This window comes from Vibrio sabulosilitoris (assembly GCF_055391395.1).
This window is the reverse complement of sequence record NZ_AP029599.1, coordinates 2,687,554-2,702,193: the sequence shown is the minus strand read 5'-3', so window position 1 is coordinate 2,702,193 and position 14,640 is coordinate 2,687,554. Positions and strand designations below refer to the sequence as shown.

The 14,640-nt window shown below is 49.4% G+C and carries 13 protein-coding genes; 9 read left to right on the top strand and 4 right to left on the bottom strand.

What is annotated here, in order from left to right; translation table 11 throughout:
• Window positions 1–446: 446 nt before the first annotated feature.
• Both ACZ5R2_RS12710 and ACZ5R2_RS12705 read left to right on the top strand, forming a co-directional pair.
• The gene (locus ACZ5R2_RS12710) at window positions 447–734 is read left to right on the top strand and encodes a YkgJ family cysteine cluster protein (protein ID WP_464899747.1); all 288 of its coding nucleotides are present in this window, start codon (window positions 447–449) and stop codon (window positions 732–734) included.
• 250 nt (window positions 735–984) lie between these two features.
• Window positions 985–1,965 (top strand): hypothetical protein, encoded by a 981-nt coding sequence (locus ACZ5R2_RS12705; protein ID WP_464899746.1) that lies wholly within the window; start codon window positions 985–987, stop codon window positions 1,963–1,965.
• A gap of 122 nt (window positions 1,966–2,087) precedes the next feature.
• On the opposite strand, the gene ACZ5R2_RS12700 is transcribed toward ACZ5R2_RS12705, so the two are convergent.
• Genes ACZ5R2_RS12700 through ACZ5R2_RS12685 form a run of 4 tightly spaced genes read right to left on the bottom strand, consistent with a single transcriptional unit; the run spans window position 2,088 to window position 6,424 of the window.
• Window positions 2,088–2,582 (bottom strand): inorganic diphosphatase, encoded by a 495-nt coding sequence (locus ACZ5R2_RS12700; RefSeq protein ID WP_464899745.1) that lies wholly within the window; start codon window positions 2,580–2,582, stop codon window positions 2,088–2,090.
• 8 nt (window positions 2,583–2,590) lie between these two features.
• A complete protein-coding gene (locus ACZ5R2_RS12695; RefSeq protein ID WP_464899744.1) occupies window positions 2,591–3,682 on the bottom strand; it encodes an ABC transporter ATP-binding protein in 1,092 nt (363 codons plus the stop codon).
• A gap of 7 nt (window positions 3,683–3,689) precedes the next feature.
• Complete coding sequence (locus tag ACZ5R2_RS12690; RefSeq protein WP_464899743.1) at window positions 3,690–5,405, bottom strand: ABC transporter permease; 1,716 nt, start codon at window positions 5,403–5,405, stop codon at window positions 3,690–3,692.
• 35 nt (window positions 5,406–5,440) lie between these two features.
• Window positions 5,441–6,424, bottom strand: coding sequence for an extracellular solute-binding protein (locus ACZ5R2_RS12685; RefSeq protein WP_464899742.1), 984 nt, complete (start codon window positions 6,422–6,424; stop codon window positions 5,441–5,443).
• A 198-nt stretch (window positions 6,425–6,622) separates the two neighbouring features.
• Here ACZ5R2_RS12685 and ACZ5R2_RS12680 point away from each other — a divergent pair, with 198 nt between their 5' ends.
• From ACZ5R2_RS12680 to nifE, 7 genes are all read left to right on the top strand, one after another.
• The gene (locus ACZ5R2_RS12680) at window positions 6,623–7,522 is read left to right on the top strand and encodes a LysR family transcriptional regulator (protein WP_464899741.1); all 900 of its coding nucleotides are present in this window, start codon (window positions 6,623–6,625) and stop codon (window positions 7,520–7,522) included.
• Window positions 7,523–7,927: 405 nt separating this feature from the next.
• Window positions 7,928–8,809 carry a nitrogenase iron protein gene (gene nifH / locus ACZ5R2_RS12675; RefSeq protein WP_464899740.1) on the top strand — a complete coding sequence of 294 codons (882 nt, stop codon included), beginning with the start codon at window positions 7,928–7,930 and terminating at the stop codon, window positions 8,807–8,809.
• A gap of 54 nt (window positions 8,810–8,863) precedes the next feature.
• Entirely contained in the window at window positions 8,864–10,327 is a 1,464-nt protein-coding gene (gene nifD, locus ACZ5R2_RS12670) for a nitrogenase molybdenum-iron protein alpha chain (protein ID WP_464899739.1), read from the top strand.
• 77 nt (window positions 10,328–10,404) lie between these two features.
• Entirely contained in the window at window positions 10,405–11,976 is a 1,572-nt protein-coding gene (gene nifK, locus ACZ5R2_RS12665) for a nitrogenase molybdenum-iron protein subunit beta (protein WP_464899738.1), read from the top strand.
• An 83-nt stretch (window positions 11,977–12,059) separates the two neighbouring features.
• Entirely contained in the window at window positions 12,060–12,281 is a 222-nt protein-coding gene (nifT, locus tag ACZ5R2_RS12660; RefSeq protein WP_464899737.1) for a putative nitrogen fixation protein NifT, read from the top strand.
• A 9-nt stretch (window positions 12,282–12,290) separates the two neighbouring features.
• Entirely contained in the window at window positions 12,291–12,959 is a 669-nt protein-coding gene (locus ACZ5R2_RS12655) for a NifB/NifX family molybdenum-iron cluster-binding protein (protein ID WP_464899736.1), read from the top strand.
• Between the two features lie 249 nt (window positions 12,960–13,208).
• Window positions 13,209–14,639 carry a nitrogenase iron-molybdenum cofactor biosynthesis protein NifE gene (gene nifE, locus ACZ5R2_RS12650; RefSeq protein WP_464899735.1) on the top strand — a complete coding sequence of 477 codons (1,431 nt, stop codon included), beginning with the start codon at window positions 13,209–13,211 and terminating at the stop codon, window positions 14,637–14,639.
• Window position 14,640: the final 1 nt, after the last annotated feature.

The following is a 14,640-nucleotide window of genomic DNA, read 5'->3' as shown; positions in this document are numbered from 1 at the left end:
GTCGCCAGCGATACTGGTATAAAAAATCATGTGGAAAAAATAGACAGTCAAGTAAATCTGAGCTTAACATATGTTCTAAATTGAATTTAGCCTATACAATGAACTACTAAACTGGCTAACCAGCATACCCCAATCCAATAGTGACACTCTACATTGTCATATATCCCCAAAAGTTGTTTCAAACAGTATAATCTAGAGTTTATCTTTTCCGAGTTAGAAATGGAGGGATGTCCATTATCTGCCACTGGATTTAAGATAGGCACGTTCAAGAGTAGCTCTCAATCATGCTAAGGAAAGCATAAATTAAAAACAGTAATCAAAAATCACCTAAAAAATAAAATAAACCTAGTTAAGGTGATGGTAACAACACAAAATCAACAAGAAGAAAAATCGAAGATATGTTGGATGAACACAAATTTAACGAATTATTTGAACTGTAAATGCTTATGAACATACCCGTCAAAAATGAAATTAAGTCAAAAATTAATTGTTCAAACTGTAAGGCTTGCTGTTGCCGCCTTGAAGTTATGATTATTTCAGACACTTTAGTTCCTGAGGAGCATATAAGTAGGGATGCTTGGGGGGGAGAGACCATGCTTAGACTTGAAGATGGTTGGTGCTCAGCACTAGATAGAGAAACCTTCAAGTGCAGTATCTATGAGAACAGACCTTGGATATGTCGAGAGTTTGAGATGGGCTCTTATGAATGCCAAGAAGTGCACAGTTATAGATAGGTAATGGGTGTAGGCCCTATCAGGGTGTGATAGAAAGTAAGGGAAATCACATCAATGTGGTTTAAGACGTTGAGCGAAGATAGTAAAGAAAGGGTAGTAGTACGTTCACGGAAAACTGTAATTCATGTTAGCCGATTTACATTAACTGGGCTAATGTGCCCCCTCGCTATTTAGCAATCTCAACACATAGATTTGTTGAGATTAAATACTACCCTTAAGCTTCTGACCTATCATTGGAAGCCCGTTGATAATGACTACAAACAATCAAGCATGCGCTCTGTCGACTATCGCCTTGTTGCTAGCTGGATGTACTCCACCGTCCGAGCCAAGTGCTAGCGCAAGAATCAATGATTACCAAGGCTCAGCGAGCATAACCCAAGGCCTTGCAAAAACAGTAGAGGCGAATCTTTTTGAGTGTGAAAATGGCCGCAGCCGAGTGGCTGGCGTTGGTGAGATTGTTGATGCGGATGGAAAGATATGGACGGTTCCTGCTAAAAACCAATTCACTAGCGCACCCAAAGCGGTCGATCTTTATGAAGAGTGCGCCAACATCACTCCTGATAGTATTGCCGATGTCGATGAAGACTCAGTACCCGTAGCCGTTATTGATGCCGATGGTGAAGAGATCACCGGCTATATTTTTGCTGACAACTACTTCGAGCTTTATATTAATGGTCAGCTTGTTGCTATAGACAGTGTACCCTTCACGCCATTTAACTCTAGTATCGTCAAGTTCAGAGTTAACAAGCCATATACGATTGCGGTCAAGGTGATTGACTGGGAAGAAAACTTAGGTCTAGGGACAGAGGATAACCGTGGTAAGGCCTACCATCCAGGTGATGGCGGTTTTATCGCAAGTTTTAGCGATGGGGCCGTGACGGGGCCCGACTGGCGCGCGCAAACATTTTACACTGCACCTATCTATGATTTGAATTGCTTGAGTGAGGTAGGTGACAAACGCCTGTCGGATAACTGCACAACAGAAGGTACGGATAGCGGTGAGAATGCTTATGCAGCTTATTGGGAAACACCAGATAACTGGATGGAAAAGGAGTTTGACGCAACTTCATGGCCTAAAGCGACTGAATATTCAGAGGATGAAATTGGCGTGAACAATAAAAACTCTTACATGAACTTCATTGAGAAGTTTAGTGGTGCCGGAGCCAGTTTCATCTGGTCATCAAACGTTGTATTGGACAATCAAGTTCTACTTAGATATAAAGTTAAATAACATATCATCCACTCATTGAAGCGAGCTAGCCTTATGCTTTATTGTATTTAGATGAAACAAGGCACAAATGAAAAAAGCACTTTCGAGTGCTTTTTTCATAAATATACCTAAGCAAATTTCATTTAAGCGGCGGACTTAGCGTACCGAATCTGTGCTTGCTCCAACAATTCACGTGCTGCGTGTTGATCTTTATAGCCATCTAGAACAACGGTTTTGCGCCCTCGTGGTAGCTGTTTGTATACGCTGTAAAATGCATAGATTCGATCCAGCTCCGCTTTCGGTAAGTCATACACTGAGTGAATCTCAGCGTAAGTCGGGTCGACCTCTTCCACAGGAACGGCGATAAATTTCTCATCTTTCTCACCGCCGTCGGTCATATCAATATAACCAATCACTTTAATGTCGATATAAGTCGCGGGTAGCAGTGGCTCACGGGTAATGACCAGCACGTCTGATGCAGCGCCATCATCCGCCAACGTTTCGTCAATATAGCCGTAGTTAGCTGGGTAACTCACTGGCATCGATTGGAAGTGTTTGACCTTCATGCGGCCCTTTTCGTCAAAGGCGTAGCGCGTGATGCTCCCTGCTGGGATCTCGACTTTCATTGTGTATTTCATGGTAAACCTTATTCGTTGATCAGCAAGCAGTGCTCTTGAGGTAGAAACAGAGTGACTGATTGATTAGCCTCGAGGCTATGAGGATGTTGGATAGGGATGGCTACCTCGCTACCGACATCAATGTCGATGCGCCAGTGACTGCCCTCAAAGCTGGACTTTATCACTCGACCCGACAGTAAATTGGTTGAAAGATCGTGCTTGTCACTAAAGCTCAGGCCAGAGCTGCGTAGCCATAGGTGACGGCTATCGACAGTGGCATTGGTTGACGGCTTGGCATTTAGGTACTGCCCACGGAAATAGGCGTTGGCCCGATTCTCAGAGTGATCGATTTGAATGTTCTCGACCGGCAGTTTGCAGTCAAACCCAGCTAGCGACGCAATCCAAGGTGAGTTAGGCGCAGAGAACAGGGCTTGCGGCGAGTCTATTTGCTCAATCTCGCCATCTTTCATCACGATGATTTTGTCGGCGAAGGCGCAGGCTTCAAGTGGGTCGTGGGTGACGTACAGCACGGTTTTGTTGAGTTTCTTGAACAGTTTAGAAAACTCACTGCGCATTTCCGCGCGCAGCTGAATATCCAAGTTAGACAGAGGCTCGTCAAACAGCAACACATCAGGATTGGTGGCAATCGCACGGGCAATCGATACACGCTGCGCCTGTCCACCGGACAGCTCACGCGGGTAACGCTCGGCATACTGTGAGATCTGCAGTAAGGCAAGCATCCCTGCTACGCGACGTTCACGCTCTGGTTTACTCATGCGGTTAAGACCATAGCCAATAATGTCTTTGACCTTCATGTGTGGCCACAGGGCATAGTCTTGAAACACCATGTTCATGCGGCGCTGCTCTGGAGGGAGCATCTTGATGCCATCGGTGATCACATCGTCTTGCAGCGTGACCGTACCTTGGTTCGGCGCATCGATACCGGCGACGATTTTTAGCAGTGATGATTTACCTGAGCCGGATGGGCCGACAATGCAATACACCTGTCCCTCTTCGAGGGTGAATGAGACATCCTTGAGGATGGTCTGTTGGCCAATTGAGCGCGTGATGTCCGCGCAGCTTAAAAAGGCACCCTTTGGAGCCTGGGTTAAATGCGACATATTGAAACTACTCTTTAATCAAATGGCCAAAGTGGCGGCGTAATAGGGCATTGCACAGCGCAATAATCGAGGCGGCAATCGCACCTGCAACGAACACGGCTGCGGTTGAGATGCCGTACTCACCGGAATCGAACTGGGCGCTAACAAACGGGGCCAGCATCTCAAAGCGAGGTGGACGCAGCATTGAGTTGATCGCCAACTCGAAAATGCTTGAGCCAAAGCCAGATAGGGTGGCTGAGATTAGCGCCGTAAGCACCAGTGGCATCACTATGGTGTACAAGCGACGCGTTAATCCCGCCCCTTGGAGGCGCGCCGCGTTTAATTGGCTGACCGGGATTTGTGCCATTGCGCCCATCAATATACGCACGGCAACTGGGACCGAGGTCGCCGTTGAGGCCAATACCAGTAGCTCGGACTTGCCATAAAGATTTAGACCAACGGCAGACAGCCAGGGCGAGTTCCAAACAAAGATAAAGCCCACGCCAAGAATAACTCCAGGGATCGCCATCGATAGGGTACACGCGGTGTCAATGACCTTATTCATACCATTACTGGTGAAGGTCAATAAGTACGCGGCCAAAAAGGCTAAGATCGCGCTCAAGATGGAGGATTGGCCGGCAATGGTAATTGCGTTCTTAAGGCCTTCGGCAAACTGTGAGCGGCTGTGGAACAGGCTGATGTAATTGTCGAAGCTAAAGTTATCAATGAAGAATCCATTCCATAGTTGGCCCATAAACGACACCATTAAGCTGGTACCGATCGGTATACCGACCGCGACAAACAGAAATAGCCACACTGCACTTGCCAGCAGTTTTGGATAGGGCGCGGTTGGCGTCTCTTGCATTCCAGTCTGACTGCTCAGAAACTGATATGGTCTCGCACGCAGAATCCAAAAGTAGACGAACAGCGCAACAAACATGATCATCGCCAGGTAAGTTGCCAGGATCCCCGCCAAATCAAAGCGAATTGGTGAGTGATTGATGGCCGCATAGATGGTGTAGGGCAGGGTCGGGTAGCGATAGCTGGTGGCCAGCGCGGCCGGAAGGCCGAAATCGCCAATGGTATCGATAAACACCAACACAATCCCAGATAACAAAGCCGGCAGAAGCAGGGGCAGACGCACGGTGAAAAACACCTGCCATGCAGGGCGGCCACATAGGCGTCCGGCTAGGCTTAGGTTGCGCATACTCCACTGCAGTGCTGCAGACATCGCCAAGTAGGCCAGCGGGAAGTTTTTCACCGCCATAATGAACACCAGGCCGTTGGGGTTGAACACCAGCTCTGAGATAAAGTGCGAGCCAGTGAGCTGAGTAGCAATGCCAGAGCGGCTGGCAAACAGTACCCAGCCTTGGGCGATGACAAACGATGGAATGATCAGGATACACCATACCACCAGGTCAACATAACGACTGCCTGGGAAGCGGTATGAGTGGCGCGCGATAGCCAGCATCGCCCCCATGACTCCGCCGAGCAATCCAGCTCCGATAGAAAGATAGAGACTGTTTTTAAGCGAGGCCATCCACAGACGGCGCTGGAAAATCTCGCCCAGACCGACTGCGTCCGAGCCGCCTTCAAGCCACTGCAGCACCGGCTGCATCACCACCATCAGCATTGGCAGCAAGACTAACAGCGCGAGAATAAACAGAATGGACAGCCCCAAGACTTGATCCGGTGATAGCCATTGGGCAAGTTTCTTAGGTCTAGTTTGACAAGATGGAGCCATCGGCTCCACCTGAGAGGGTGATTGACTGAGCATGATTAGTTGATCGCGTTGTCGGCAAACCAGCTCTTGATTGCCTCGTCGTTGTCGTAAGCAAACTGAACTGGGGTAAAGTTGTACTGCACGTCAGCGCCAGGGCCAAACGAGACCTCACTCGCCTGCTCGATAGTTGGGCGGAACACGCCATCGCTACCGCCATTATCTGCCAGGAACTGCTGACCTTTTGCACTTAGCATCCACTCGGCAAAGGCCTGTGTTGCTTCGCTGTGCTTGGTATTGGTTTGAACGCCAAACGCACGCACAGTCGCAGGTGAGCCAGTTTCTGGCCAGATGATCTCGAAGTCGGCGCCTTGCTCAACAAAAGTGTACGCTTGCTGAGAGGTCAACAGAGCCACCTCAATCTCACCAGACTGAAGGGCGCGACCCGTTGGGCCATTGGTACGAAAGATTCGCAGGCCATTATCAAACGCATCAGAGAACAGTGTTTTCGCCTGGGCTTCACCAAGCTGGTGGAAAAGACCGGCAACACATGGATAAGCGGGCGCGGCGATGGATGGGTCAGCCATGCCTACCAAGCCTTTTAGCTCAGGCTTGGTGATGTCTTGATAATTGTTGATCTCAACCTGGTTGTCCTTGCGTTTTACAATCACACAAGCCGATGAGATGCCAACAGGGTAAAACGACTGATTGGCTGGCACGAGTGCTTGCGCCTCGTCGGTCAGATGAGCAGCGTTCTCAGGGTTAAGGCCGGGTTTCAGGTCACCCGACTGACTGAGTGAGTGCAGTGTGTTGTCACCATTAAACAAGATAAGATCCCACTGAGGGTTGCTGCGCTCAGCGGCAATACGTGCAATCAGATTACCACCAGACATCTTAACCACATCAAGCTCAAAGCCAGTGTCTTTGGTGAACTGCTCGCCAATGATCTCTTCGAAATCGTTGGTATAAAGTACTGGTGCCGCAATAGCTTGACCGCCAAGTGCAGCCGCAAGGGTAAGCGAAAGAAGGTTCAATTTGTTCATTTTATAACAGCCTTGTCGAGTTTGAGTGGACAAAATGGGTGTCGGTTAAGGTTTCTGGGTACGCATTCTATGAGCAGATTACGACAAAACAATGATACTTTTGGTCACAACTAAAACGACTATCAGTTGCAAATGATTTCATCATTTCGTCATGAAAGCGCGGCAAAATAGCCGCCTCTTTTCTCGTTGGCCATCGCTGTGAATAGCACTTCCTTTTCCCATATGCTGTCTTTTGTCTATTCGGTAAAGCACGGCAGTTTTTCCGAGGCCGCCCGCCAGATAGGCATATCCGCCTCAGCGGTAAGCAAGAATGTCTCGCGTCTCGAGCAGTCGTATGGGGTGCGCCTTATCCGCCGCACAACCCGAACCCTAGTGCCAACCGACTTGGGCGTGCAGGTGTTTCAAAAGCTTGAGGCGATCTTGATGGACTTGGAGAGCGTTGAGAACAGCATTCAGGACTCGGTGAGTACGCCACGTGGTAATATCAGCATTAAACTGCCGAGAGTCTATGGCGGTCGTTATATCGTGCCTTTACTGCACCGCTTTGCTGAAGATCACCCTGAGCTGACGTTTGATATTATTCTCGATGATCGCCCAGCAAACCTGATAGAGGATAAGTTTGATTTAGCCATCCAGATAGGTGAGCTTTCCGATAGTAACTTGATCGCCCGCAAACTTGATGAACAGCAACTGACCACCTGCGCGTCCCCTGAGTATCTTGAGACTCACGGGACACCAGATAGCCCAGCACAACTAGAGCAGCACCAGTGCCTGATCCTGCGCTCACAAATCACCGGTATGCCAGAGCGATGGCAGTTTCAACAAGCTGGCAAAACTCAATCGCTCAACCTAAATAGCCGCTTTATCATCAATGAGGGCATGGCGCTAGTGCGCGGCGCTGACAAAGGCATGGGTATCGTCCAACTGCCACAAAACATGCTCGGCCGCTCCATATCCGCCGGCCGCCTGCAAGTCATCCTAGATTCATTCCAACCACCCGCCACCCCAATCTATCTAGTCTACGCCGACAACAACCAACCAAGCCGAATCAAAATCCTTATCGACTACTTACTCTCGCACCGTTGCGCCATAAGTTAAAAGCAGGTTCACTGCGTTCCGAGGTTCGGGTTTCACTTCGTTCCGAGTAGCGAGGAGTTTGTTACGCGCTTTGAACTCCTCGCTCCCCGAAGGGCAGAGCCCGTACTCGAACCTCGTCCCAATGTTTAAGCGAGTATCACTTCGTTTCGAGGTTCGGGTTTCACTTCGTTTCGAGGTGTAAGGAGTTTCTTACGTGCGTTGAACTCCTCGCTCCCCGAAGGGCAGAGCCCGTACTCGAACCTGTGGTTTTCTTACATTGGCTTGTTTGAAAGGTGACAAACCTCACACTCATTGTCGTGATTAGCGTTGTCTTGTTTTTTTAAGTTATTGAATTTTAATGATTTGTTAGTTTGGTACGCTTCTCGCACTATAGTCCGTGAGTCTAATTAAATGAGGAGATAGACCATGGCAATTCGTCAATGTGCAATATACGGTAAAGGCGGTATCGGTAAATCAACTACTACGCAAAACCTTGTGGCGGCTTTGGCTGAAGCGGGTAAGAAAGTAATGATCATCGGCTGTGACCCTAAGGCCGACTCAACTCGCTTGATCCTGCACTCCAAAGCGCAAAGCACCATCATGGAAGCGGCGGCAGAGCAAGGTTCTGTTGAGGATATCGAACTAGAAGATGTATTGAAAGTTGGCTATGGCGACGTGCGCTGTGTGGAATCAGGCGGTCCTGAGCCAGGTGTGGGCTGTGCAGGTCGTGGTGTAATCACCGCCATCAACTTCCTTGAAGAGGAAGGCGCGTACGAAGAAGAACTCGATTTCGTGTTCTACGACGTACTGGGTGACGTGGTATGTGGTGGTTTCGCGATGCCAATTCGTGAGAACAAAGCGCAAGAGATCTACATCGTTTGTTCAGGTGAGATGATGGCAATGTACGCCGCGAACAACATCTCGAAAGGTATCTGTAAATACGCCACCTCAGGCAGTGTGCGCCTTGCAGGTCTGATCTGTAACTCACGTAACACTGACCGTGAAGATGAGCTTATCGAAGCGCTAGCCGCCAAGATTGGTACTCAGATGATCCACTTTGTTCCGCGTGACAACATCGTACAACGTGCCGAAATTCGTCGTATGACGGTTATCGAGTATGACCCAACCTGTAATCAAGCGGATGAGTACCGTGCACTGGCACAAAAAATCATCGCTAACGAGCTGTTTGTTATCCCGAACCCAGCGTCTATGGATGAGCTTGAAGAACTGCTTATGGAGTTCGGCATCATCGATGAAGAAGATGAGAGCATCATTGGTAAAGCAGCAACTTCAGAAGTCGCGGCTTAATTTAGTCGCGTAAATTAGGAAATCCAACAATTTGATTGGGAGGCAAGGATGTCGATGAATAAACAAGACACGCAAGCCATGATTGATGAGATCTTGGAGGTTTACCCCGAGGTCGCGCGTGAAGACCGTAAGAAACACATGACGGTCAATGACCCAAGTGAAACCAGCACCAAGTGTATTACGTCCAACCGTAAGTCATTGCCAGGTGTGATGACAGTACGTGGCTGTTCTTATGCGGGTTCAAAAGGGGTGGTCTGGGGACCGGTGAAAGATATGGTGCATATTTCTCACGGCCCCGTGGGTTGCGGTCAGTACTCGCGTGCTGGACGTCGTAACTACTACACAGGTACAACCGGTGTCGATACCTTTGGCACAATGAACTTCACCACTGATTTCCAAGAGCGCGATATCGTGTTCGGTGGAGATAAGAAATTGGAAGCCGCGATTGATGAAATCGATGCGCTGTTCCCACTGGTCAAAGGCTACTCGATTCAGTCTGAATGTCCGGTCGGTCTGATTGGTGATGATATTGAGGCGGTGGCGAAGAGCAAAACTGAGCAACTGGGTAAAACGGTTGTACCAGTGCGCTGTGAGGGTTTCCGCGGCGTATCACAATCGCTTGGTCACCACATCGCCAACGATACAATTCGTGACCATGTATTAAACAAAGCAGACCAAATTGAGTTTGAGTCAACCGATTACGATGTGGCCATCATTGGTGACTACAACATCGGTGGTGATGCTTGGTCATCGCGTATCATTCTCGAAGACATGGGGCTGCGCGTGGTCGCTCAATGGTCGGGTGACGGTACGTTAACCGAGATGGAGAATACGCCTAAGGTGAAACTCAATCTGGTTCACTGTTACCGCTCAATGAACTACATCGTGCGTTACATGGAAGAAAAACACGGTGTGCCTTGGTTGGAATACAACCTGTTTGGTCCAACTAAAATCGTTGAGTCAATGCGTAAGATCGCCGCTATGTTCGATGAAAAAATCCAGGCACGCACTGAAGAGGTGATTGCCCGTTATCAAGAGCAGTGGCAAGCGGTGGTGGATAAGTATCGTCCACGCCTTGAGGGTAAGAAGGTCATGCTGTATGTGGGTGGTCTGCGTCCGCGTCACATCATCGGTGCTTATGAAGATTTGGGTATGGACATCGTCGGTGCAGGTTATGAGTTTGCCCACAATGATGACTACGTCAAAACTGTCCCAGAGATGAAAGAAGCCACCTTACTGTTTGATGATGCGTCGAGCTACGAGTTGGAAGAGTTTGTTAAAAAGCTCAATCCAGACCTGATTGGTTCGGGTGTGAAAGAGAAATACGTGTTCCAAAAAATGGGCTTCCCATTCCGTCAAATGCACAGCTGGGACTATTCCGGTCCTTACCATGGCGTTGATGGTTTCGCGATTTTTGCTCGCGATATGGACCTGACCCTCAACAACCCATGTTGGGGCAAAATGAAAGCACCATGGCTCGTTGAGCAACAAGAAACACCACTGGCGGAATCAGCGTAACCCTTTGGGCACCATGCTGAACAATGCGAATAACCGAGCCACCGTTCACGGATGAGTGACGTGGTAGGAGATAAGCTATGACACAAAATGTAGATGATATTAAACCGGGTTTTCCGCTGTTTAATGATGAAGATTACCAAACCATGCTGGCTGAAAAGCGCCAAAGCTTTGAGCAGCTAGCCGATGCTGACAAGGTCAAGGAGGTCTTTGACTGGACCACGTCAGCCGAATACGCAAAACTGAATTTCGAACGCAAACACATTACCATCGACCCCGCTAAAGCGTGTCAGCCGCTTGGCAGTGTGTTGTGTGCATTAGGCTTTGAAAACACGCTGCCTTATGTCCACGGCTCTCAAGGCTGTGTCGCGTACTTCAGAACCTATTTTAACCGCCACTTCAAAGAGCCGGTCGCCTGTGTCTCTGACTCAATGACCGAGGATGCCGCGGTATTTGGTGGCCAAGACAATATCTTTTATGGCCTGCAAAATGCTTACGCGCTGTACAAGCCAGAGGTGATCGCGGTTTCCACCACCTGTATGGCTGAGGTTATCGGTGATGACCTGAATGCCTTTATTGGTAACGCGAAAGAGAAAGGCTTTATTCCAGCAGAGGTACCGACACCGTTTGCCCACACGCCGAGCTTTGTCGGCAGCCATCTAAATGGCTGGGATGCGATGTTTGAGGGCATGCTGCGCCACTTCACGCTAGAAGATAAAGGCAATTACAAAGTGGCAAGCGAGAATAAGATTAATATCGTCCCTGGCTTTGAGACCTATCTTGGTAACTATCGCGTTATCAAGCGCATGCTTGAGCAGATGGGCGTGAGCTACTCGATGCTGTGTGACCCATCAGAGGTGTTAGATACCCCAGCCGATGGTGAGTACCGTATGTACGCGGGTGGTACACCAATCAGTGAAGTTAAGTCTGCGCCAAATGCGAAAGCTACCTTGTTCCTTCAGCCTGATCATGCGGTCAAGAGTCGCAAGTTTGTTAAAACTGTGTGGGAGCAAGACACACCTGATTTGCCAATCCCAATCGGTTTGGATTCAACCGATGAGTTCTTGATGAAGGTGTCGGAAATCACGGGTATGCCAATTCCTGATGAGCTTGCCAAAGAGCGAGGTCGTTTGGTCGATATGATGACCGACTCACACACCTGGCTACACGGCGTTTCCGTTTCTCTCTATGGCGATCCTGATTACCTCATGGGTATGGTCAAGTTCCTAACTGAGCTAGGCTGTGACGTGAAACACGTCTTGTGTCACAACGCGACCAAGCGCTGGCGTAAGAAGATGGAGGCGCTGTGTGCTGAGTCACCTTACTCATCCGCTGCACAGGTGTTTGTCGGTAAAGACTTGTGGCATTTCCGTTCACTGATGTTTACTGAAAAACCGGATCTGATGATCGGTAACTCTTACGGCAAGTTTATCGAGCGCGATACGCTGGCGAAAGGTGAAGAGTTTGAAGTGCCGCTAGTGCGAATTGGCTTCCCAATCTTTGACCGTCACCACTTGCATAGAGAAACCACCATGGGCTATGAGGGCGGTATGTACATCCTCAAAACGCTTGTCAACGAGATCCTAACCAAGCTCGATAGACAAACTAACAAACTTGGTGTTACTGACTACGGCTTCGATTTAGTCCGTTAAGCTGTTCGTCGGTTTTTGGCTTTCTCTTCTTGGTCATCATAGGGGGAGAAAGCCCTTTTTCCTATCAATCATAAGGAGTTACTATGGCAAATGTCATGATCCAGTACACCGAGCAGGGCGAGCTTTCGCTCTATTTAGCCAAGAAAGATCTCGAGGAGATCGTCACCGCGATTGAATTTGATCAGGAAGACAAATGGGGTGGGGAACTGGTGCTCGCTAACGGCGCCGTCTACTTTGTTGAACCCTATCCCAGCAAGCCTAAGTTGCCGATCAGCGTGCGAGCTCGACGTCTTCAAGCGGCTTAGGGAGGCATTATGTCTACAAGTATTGAACAAAACCCAAGCCTTGAACATGCCCTAGCGCCGGAGTTAGCACAGAAATTAGCGTTGGCCCTTAAGGCGTTAGATTACGACTCGCCAACAGACCTGATCGCACTGCTTCAGGCCAACCTAGGCGACAATATTTCACAGCAATCGCTCAGCCAATTAGCCCCTAAGCGCTGGCGAGCGATGACGGCCAAGCTTAGCGGCTCGTTTACCCGCAAGCAAATTGATTCGGCCTATAGTGAGCTAACACGCTGTGGCGATGCAGCGCCTGCTCCCGTTGCGACAGGCACACGTCAAGATACGCCTAGTGTTATCGTGGCGGTAACATCGAACAATGGTCAGGAGCTTGATGGTCATTTTGGCTCGTGTCTTCGGGTGTTGGTTTACCAAGTGACCGCTAAAGATTATCAATTGATCGAAGTGCGCGAGATTGAAAGTGACGCCAAAGGAGAGGAGCGCGCACAATATTTGGTGTCAAAAATCGCAGACTGTGACCTACTATTCACTCTTTCTATTGGTGGACCCGCCGCGGCCAAAGTTACCCGCGCCGGCGTGCACCCTATCAAAGTCAAGCAGCCTATCCCGGCTGATGACAAACTCACTCAGCTGAGTGATAAGCTTAAAGTTGGCTTTCCCCGTTGGATTAAAACGGTGTAAGCCGTATCAGTACACAACACTCGTATTGTAAGGTCAGCTAGAAGCTGACCTTACTTTGTTACCCCTTCTGGGATTGTCGTAAAACCGACAAATTGTCTCTTGTGTCGACCAAACAAAACCTAGAAACGCCGAATTTAAAGGGCTCCAAGCATAGTGTGACCTATGTCATGCGTGGTCTGACTCTTGCAGCGCCTACTAAATGTATAGCGAGAAAACGCGTAGTAAACGACTTTGTATTGGGAGGTCACAATGGATAAAAAACAGCGCTCAGAGTTACAAGATGAGCCCGCGTGCGAGCACAATAAAGGGGGAAAAACCGGTTGCTCGCGCCCCGTCCCTGGCGCAACGGCAGGAGGGTGCTGTTTTGATGGTGCTCAAATCAGTTTGTTGCCGATTGCCGATGTGGGTCATCTGGTCCATGGGCCGATTGCTTGTGCCGGAAATAGCTGGGATAACCGCGGCACTCGCTCTAGTGCCTCAGATCTGTTTCGTTTTGGTTTTACCACCGACCTTAACGAGCAAGATGTGATCATGGGACGGGCGGAAAAACGTCTGCTGCATGCGATCAAAGAGCTGATTGAACGCCATCAACCACCGGCGGTGTTTGTCTATGTTACCTGCGTACCTGCACTCGAGGGGAATGATGTTGAGGCGATCTGTCGCTTGGCAGAAAAACGCTGGCAAACGCCGTGTATCACAGTGGATGCGGCAGGTTTTTATGGCAGTAAGAACTTTGGTAACCGAATCGCTGGAGAGGTGATGGTCGATAAGGTGGTCGGCACCGCCGAGCCGCCGACAAAACCGTTGATGCGTCATGATCAAAGCCGCCCCGTTCACGATATCGTGTTGATTGGTGAGTACAATATCGCGGGCGAGTTCTGGCATGTCTCACCACTATTTGAAGAGCTTGGTTTACGTGTATTGTGCTGCATGGCGGGCGATACCCAGTTCCATCAAATCCAAACCATGCATCGCGCTGACGCGGCGATGGTGGTGTGCTCACGCGCACAAATCAATGTGGCGCGTAAGCTTGAGGAGCGGTGGGATATCCCTTGGTTTGAGGGCAGCTTTTATGGCATTGAAGATACCTCTTCAGCGTTGCGTCAATTTGCAGCGTTACTCAATGATCCGAAACTTACCGATCATGTTGAGCAGGTGATTGAGCGTGAAGAGCAGGCGATTCGCGAGCAACTAGCGCCGTATAAGCAGCGTCTGAGTGGCAAGCGTGCACTACTTTATACCGGCGGGGTGAAGTCCTGGTCTGTGGTGGCGGCGTTGCAGGAGCTTGGCATCAAAGTTATTGCCACGGGCACCAAGAAGTCGACCGCGGCAGACAAACAGCGCATCGAGGAGATCATGGGTGAGCAAGCCTTAATGCTCGATGAAGGCGGCGCGACCAATTTGCTTAACACCTGCTATGAGCATGATGCTGACATTATGATTGCCGGCGGACGCAATATGTACACCGCAATCAAGGCTAAGATCCCATTCCTGGACATCAACCAAGAACGTGAACACGCCTATGCCGGTTACCGGGGTATGCTGACTCTAGCGAAGGAGCTGGTGCGGACACTGGAAAGTCCAGTTTGGCAGCATGCGCGTAAGGCGCCGCCATGGCAAGCCGAAAGCAAGGTGACGCCACTCAAACTCGCTCAAACGTTTTCTAGCAAGGAGGCTTAGC

What these genes read in the sequence shown, in the direction of transcription:
- ACZ5R2_RS12695 (WP_464899744.1), bottom strand. Translation starts at nt 3,682, where the DNA reads ATGTCGCATTTAACCCAGGCTCCAAAGGGTGCCTTTTTAAGCTGCGCG.
- ACZ5R2_RS12700 (WP_464899745.1), bottom strand. Translation starts at nt 2,582, where the DNA reads ATGAAATACACAATGAAAGTCGAGATCCCAGCAGGGAGCATCACGCGC.
- nifE (WP_464899735.1), top strand. Translation starts at nt 13,209, where the DNA reads ATGGATAAAAAACAGCGCTCAGAGTTACAAGATGAGCCCGCGTGCGAG.
- nifT (WP_464899737.1), top strand. Translation starts at nt 12,060, where the DNA reads ATGGCAAATGTCATGATCCAGTACACCGAGCAGGGCGAGCTTTCGCTC.
- ACZ5R2_RS12655 (WP_464899736.1), top strand. Translation starts at nt 12,291, where the DNA reads ATGTCTACAAGTATTGAACAAAACCCAAGCCTTGAACATGCCCTAGCG.
- nifH (WP_464899740.1), top strand. Translation starts at nt 7,928, where the DNA reads ATGGCAATTCGTCAATGTGCAATATACGGTAAAGGCGGTATCGGTAAA.
- ACZ5R2_RS12690 (WP_464899743.1), bottom strand. Translation starts at nt 5,405, where the DNA reads ATGGCTCCATCTTGTCAAACTAGACCTAAGAAACTTGCCCAATGGCTA.
- ACZ5R2_RS12705 (WP_464899746.1), top strand. Translation starts at nt 985, where the DNA reads ATGACTACAAACAATCAAGCATGCGCTCTGTCGACTATCGCCTTGTTG.
- nifD (WP_464899739.1), top strand. Translation starts at nt 8,864, where the DNA reads ATGAATAAACAAGACACGCAAGCCATGATTGATGAGATCTTGGAGGTT.
- ACZ5R2_RS12710 (WP_464899747.1), top strand. Translation starts at nt 447, where the DNA reads ATGAACATACCCGTCAAAAATGAAATTAAGTCAAAAATTAATTGTTCA.
- ACZ5R2_RS12685 (WP_464899742.1), bottom strand. Translation starts at nt 6,424, where the DNA reads ATGAACAAATTGAACCTTCTTTCGCTTACCCTTGCGGCTGCACTTGGC.
- nifK (WP_464899738.1), top strand. Translation starts at nt 10,405, where the DNA reads ATGACACAAAATGTAGATGATATTAAACCGGGTTTTCCGCTGTTTAAT.